Below are 4,900 nucleotides of genomic sequence, written 5' to 3' on the forward strand. Positions count from 1 at the left end.
CCAGCACCGGGCCGTCCGGGGTGGCGCGGACGTCGAAGGGCTCGCCGCGGAGGCGGAAATGGCCGCGGGCGGCGAGGGCGGCGGCGATGCGCTCCAGCGCCGCGGTGCGCTGGCCCTCCCCCCGCAGCCGGCCGGCGAGCGCGGCGCCCTGCCCGTCGAAATGCACGTCACGCGGGAAGAAGGCGAGCGCCCGGGCCAGCTCCGGCCCCATCCAGCCCACCTGCTGGTCGCCGAGGCGGAAGGCGATGAGATGCGCGGGCGAGGCGATGTTGTTGCACGCCTCGATGTGCCGCCAGAGCAACGGGAACGGGATCATGCGCCCCAGTAGCGCGTCCTGCGCATGGCCGGCCAGCCGCGCGGCGCTTCCCGCGACCGGGCAGCCACCCACATAACGGAGGCATGCCGCCCGATGCCCCCGCCCGCTCCCCCGCGCCGCCGCCGGAGGAGCGCAGCCACATGCGCACCCTGCTGACCCTTGCCGGGTATCTGTGGCCGCAGGGCGAGCCCGGGCTGCGGCTGCGCGTGGTGGCCAGCCTGACGCTGCTGGTCGCCTCCCGCGCCGTCAACGTGCTGGTGCCGATCGCCTTCGGCCGCGCGGTGGACGCGCTGAGCCCGCAGGGCGCGGCGGCGGCGGTGGCGGTGCCGATCGCGGTGGTGGTCGCCTATGGCACGGTGCGGCTGCTGAGCTCGGCGCTGAGCGAGGCCTCGGATGCCGTCTTCTCGAAGGTGCAGGGGCGCGGCATGCGGCGCATCGCCCTCGAGGTCTTCGAGCACCTGCACCGGCTATCGCTGCGCTTCCACCTCGACCGCCAGACCGGCGGGCTGTCGCGGGTGATCGAGCGCGGCACCCGCGGCATGACCTTCGTGCTGGATTTCCTGCTGTTCCGCATCGCGCCGACGCTGGTCGAGATCCTGGTCGTCGCGCTGATCCTGTGGGCGATGTTCGACATCTCCTTCAGCGCGATCATCCTGGCGAGCCTCGGCCTCTACATCGCCTTCACGCTGATCTTCACCGAGTGGCGGCTGCGCTTCCGCCGGCAGATGAACGAGACCGACCAGGAGGCGAACACCAAGGCGGTGGACAGCCTGCTGAACTTCGAGACGGTGAAGTATTTCGGCAACGAGGCGCACGAGGCCAGGCGCTACGATGCCTCGATGCAGCGCTACGAGCGCGCCTATGTGCGCAGCGAGGTGACGCTGAACGCGCTGAACTTCGGCCAGCAGGCGATCGTGGCGCTCGGGCTGACGGCGGTGATGCTGCTGGCGGCGTTCCGCGTCGCGCACGGGCAGATGACGGTCGGCGACTTCGTGCTGGTGAACACCTACCTGCTGCAGCTCTTCCAGCCGCTGAACTTCCTCGGCTTCGCCTATCGCGAGATCAAGCAGGGGCTGGTGGACATGGAGGCGATGTTCCGCCTGCTGCGCGAGGAGCGGGAGGTGGCGGACCGCCCCGGCGCCGGGCCGATCCGCGTCAGCGCGGGCGAGGTCGCCTTCGAGGGCGTGCGCTTCGGCTACCGGCCGGACCGCGAGATCCTGAAGGGTGTCTCCTTCGTCGTGCCGCCCGGCCGAACGCTGGCGATCGTGGGGCCCACGGGGGCGGGGAAGTCCACCATCTCCCGCCTGCTGTTCCGCTTCTACGACGCGAATGCCGGGGCGGTGCGGATCGACGGGCAGGATGTGCGCGACGTGACACAGGACAGCCTGCGCGCGGCGATCGGCGTGGTGCCGCAGGACACCGTGCTGTTCAACGACACGATCCGCTACAACATCGCCTATGGCCGGCCCGACGCCACGCAGGAGGAGGTCGAGGCGGCGGCGAAGCTCGCGCAGGTGCACGACTTCGTCCTCCGCCTGCCCGACGGCTACGACACCCGCGTGGGCGAGCGCGGGCTCAAGCTCTCCGGCGGCGAGAAGCAGCGCGTCGCGATCGCGCGCACGCTGCTGAAGGACCCGCGCATCCTGATCCTCGACGAGGCGACGAGCGCGCTCGACACCCGGACCGAGCAGGAGATCCAGGCGGCGCTGCGGGATGCCGCGCGCGGGCGGACCACGCTGGTGATCGCGCACCGGCTCTCCACCGTGGTGGAGGCGGACGAGATCATCGTGCTGCAGGACGGCCGCATCGCCGAACGCGGCAACCACGGCGCGCTGATCGCCCTCGACGGGCTCTATGCCGAGATGTGGCGCCGCCAGTCCGAGGCAGTGGAGGCCGCCGAGGCCGCGGCAGCCGCCCAGGCGGCCGAGGCCGCCTTCGAGGCGCGCGCGAAGGCGCCGGCCTGAGCGCGGCAGGGGTTCCGGGATGCCCCTGCCCTCCCCATCTGCCTCGACCACAAAGGAGACCGAAGGCATGCAGCTGGACCCGCAGGGCGCGGCCCCGGAAGACCTGAGCCACGCCGGCGCGGTGGTGGACAAGGCGATCGAGTACATGCTCGGGCAGAACATCGCCCCGATCTCGGTCGCCTCGGCGCTGCTGGGCGGCGCGCTCGGCATGCTGGCCCGCTCGCTCGATGACCGGGCGGTGGCGCAGGTGCTGCGCAGCGCCCTCGCCTCGGTCGAATCGGGCGAGCTGGCCGAGATGCGCGGGCCGGATGCCGGCGCGGCCAGGATGTAGGCGCGGCCGCCCGGCGCTTGACGCGGCCGCCGATCTCCGCGATACGGCGCCGCTCCGAACACCTCCGCCCGCCCCGGGCCGGCCCGCATGGCCGCCACCGGGGCGTGGCCGTTCAACGGGATAGAGTATCATGGCCCGCCGCTGCGCAGTGACCGGCAAGGGCGTGCTGACCGGCAACAACGTCAGCCACGCCAACAACAAGAGCCGCCGCCGCTACCTGCCGAACCTGCAGGAGGCGTCGTTCTTCTCCGACATCCTGGGCGCGCCGATCCGGCTGCGGCTGACCACGAACGGCATCCGCACCGTCGAGCACAATGGCGGCCTGGACGCCTTCCTGCTCGGCACCCCGGACCGGCGCCTGCCCGCCGAGGCCATCGTGCTGAAGCGGCGCCTCGAGAAGGCGCAGGCCCGCAAGGCCGCGGCCTGATCCCCGGGCACGGTCCCGGCTCCGGGACCGTCGTTCACACATTCTGAACCCGTGGAAGGGCAGTCTGCAGCGATGCAGGCTGCCCTTTCGCTTTTCCTCCTGGCCGCGCTCTGCGCAGTCGGCCTGGTCGCGCTGCGCCTGAGGACGTCGCTGGCCGCGGCCCGGGCCTCGGCGGCCCAGGCGGAGGCGGTGGCCGCGGCACGCGGCAGGTGCCTGCGGCTGGGCGGGCAGGAGTTGCGCGGCCTCGCGGCCCGCCTGGCCGATGGCCGCGGCAGCGGGTCGGACCAGGAGAGCCCCTGGGCGGGACTCGGCGGGACCGCGATCGAGGGACCGGCGCACCAACTGCTCCGCCTGGCCGACGACCTGGACGCGGCAGCCCGCCGCCCTGGTGCCCCGGCGATCCATGAGGCGCCGGCCGCGCTCGGCCCGATCGTGGAGGCCGCGATCGCCACGGTTGCGCGCCAGATCCGGCCCGGGGCCCGGCAATGGCAGGTCGACGCGGCGCTTCGGGCGCTGGTCGTCCGGGCGGATCGCCGGGCGCTGGAAGGGGCGCTCGCCGCCCTGCTGCGCCGGGCGGCCAGTCATTCGCGGGACGGCGACACGGTCGTGCTGCGCGGGGTCGTGGCCAGCGAGACGGTCGCCATCGTCGTCGAGGACGAAGGCGACGGGCTGGTGGCGGCCGACCTGGTGCCGGAGGTGCCGGTGCCGGGCACGCGCGGGCTCGACCTCGGGCTCAGCCTCGCGCGTTCCCTCGCGGTCGCGCATGGCGGCGACATCCGGCTCGAGAGCGCGCCCGGCATCGGCGCGCGGGCCTGGCTCACCCTGCCGCGCCGGCGCCTGCTCGAACCGGCCTGAGCCGGGCGCGGGCCGCCGGCTGTCAGCCGGGCATCTCGAACAGCAGCAGCAGGCTGCGCTGCAGGCGGTTCTCGTTGTCGTCGGAGACGAGCGCCACGAGGTTCCGGCCGGCATGGCGGACGACCGAGACGCCCTCGTAGTTGTCGGCTGGGAGCGGTGGGGACAGACGCAGCAGTTCCGCACCCTGCAGCGCCGTGCCCGCGCGGGCGGCCGCGAGCGATGCGGGATCCAGGCGGGTCAGGCGTCCCGAGAAGCCCCCGAAGAGGGAGAAGCCGCGCTCCAGCACCAGCGCGCCGCCATCCGGCAGCGGGGCCGCATCGACCGGGACGAGGCCCGGAGCCGGCTGATAGGCCACCGGCACCCAGGCGCCGGGCCCGCCGATCCAGCCCGCGCGCAACTCCGGCGCCTCGGGCGGCGTCAGCTCCTCGGCCAGCGCCAGCCAGCGCCCGTCGGCCAGCACGGCCAGGGCCTCGAGCCCGCCATTCGCCGGCGCGCGGTCGAGGCCCGGCGGCGCCTCGACATAGAGCGCCGGGCCATCGAGGTCGCGATAGCGGCGGATGCGGTGCCAGCGCTCGAAGGCGACGAGCCACTCGCCGTTCGGCAGCCGCGCCAGCGCCTCGGCATCGCCGGCATAGCCGCGGGCGAGCGGGCGGCCAGCGCCGTCGCGCAGCGGGCCGGTGCGGCGGAGGACCAGGCCGGTCGGGCGCAGCGCGGCGTCGAGCGTCAGGGTGAACTCGGCGAAGCGCGCCAGGTCGCTGACGACGGAAACGGTGAGGTCGGGCGCGAGGTAGAGGGCCGACAGGCCGCCGAAGCCGAGCACGCCCCGGTCGATCTCGAGCCCGCCGAGGGGGCGGAGACCGGCGCCGGGCAGGTCGGGCAGCGGGAAGGGCGTGGCGAGCGTGGTGCGCGGCTGCGCGGCGGCGCAGCCGGGCAGGGAAGCGGCGATGGCCGCGAGGAGCGTGCGGCGGAGGAGGCGGCAGCCGGGACTCGCGCGGGCGCTACGGGGC

The 4,900-nt window shown here is 74.2% G+C and carries 6 protein-coding genes; 4 read left to right on the top strand and 2 right to left on the bottom strand.

Features of this window, described 5'->3' with window-relative positions; genetic code table 11:
• Positions 1-316 (bottom strand): DUF4743 domain-containing protein (locus tag L2I40_RS19015; protein ID WP_237216757.1); only part of this gene is annotated, 316 nt, incomplete at its 3' end.
• Positions 317-456: 140 nt separating this feature from the next.
• On the opposite strand from L2I40_RS19015, the gene L2I40_RS19020 reads away from it, so the two are divergent.
• The 4 genes from L2I40_RS19020 (at position 457) to L2I40_RS19035 (ending at position 3,893) form a co-directional block, all read left to right on the top strand.
• The gene (locus L2I40_RS19020; RefSeq protein ID WP_237216758.1) at positions 457-2,280 is read left to right on the top strand and encodes an ABCB family ABC transporter ATP-binding protein/permease; all 1,824 of its coding nucleotides are present in this window, start codon (positions 457-459) and stop codon (positions 2,278-2,280) included.
• Between the two features lie 67 nt (positions 2,281-2,347).
• Positions 2,348-2,611: a hypothetical protein gene (locus L2I40_RS19025; protein WP_237216759.1), complete on the top strand. Its 264-nt coding sequence runs from the start codon at positions 2,348-2,350 to the stop codon at positions 2,609-2,611.
• Between the two features lie 130 nt (positions 2,612-2,741).
• On the top strand, positions 2,742-3,038 hold the full coding sequence (gene rpmB, locus L2I40_RS19030) for a 50S ribosomal protein L28 (RefSeq protein ID WP_237216760.1): 297 nt from the start codon (positions 2,742-2,744) through the stop codon (positions 3,036-3,038).
• Between the two features lie 72 nt (positions 3,039-3,110).
• Complete coding sequence (locus L2I40_RS19035) at positions 3,111-3,893, top strand: sensor histidine kinase (protein ID WP_237216761.1); 783 nt, start codon at positions 3,111-3,113, stop codon at positions 3,891-3,893.
• A 22-nt stretch (positions 3,894-3,915) separates the two neighbouring features.
• On the opposite strand, the gene L2I40_RS19040 is transcribed toward L2I40_RS19035, so the two are convergent.
• Positions 3,916-4,900 (bottom strand): esterase-like activity of phytase family protein (locus L2I40_RS19040; RefSeq protein WP_237216762.1); only part of this gene is annotated, 985 nt, incomplete at its 5' end.

This window comes from Falsiroseomonas oryziterrae, from assembly GCF_021864505.1.
Classification (GTDB): Bacteria; Pseudomonadota; Alphaproteobacteria; order Acetobacterales; family Acetobacteraceae; genus Falsiroseomonas; species Falsiroseomonas oryziterrae.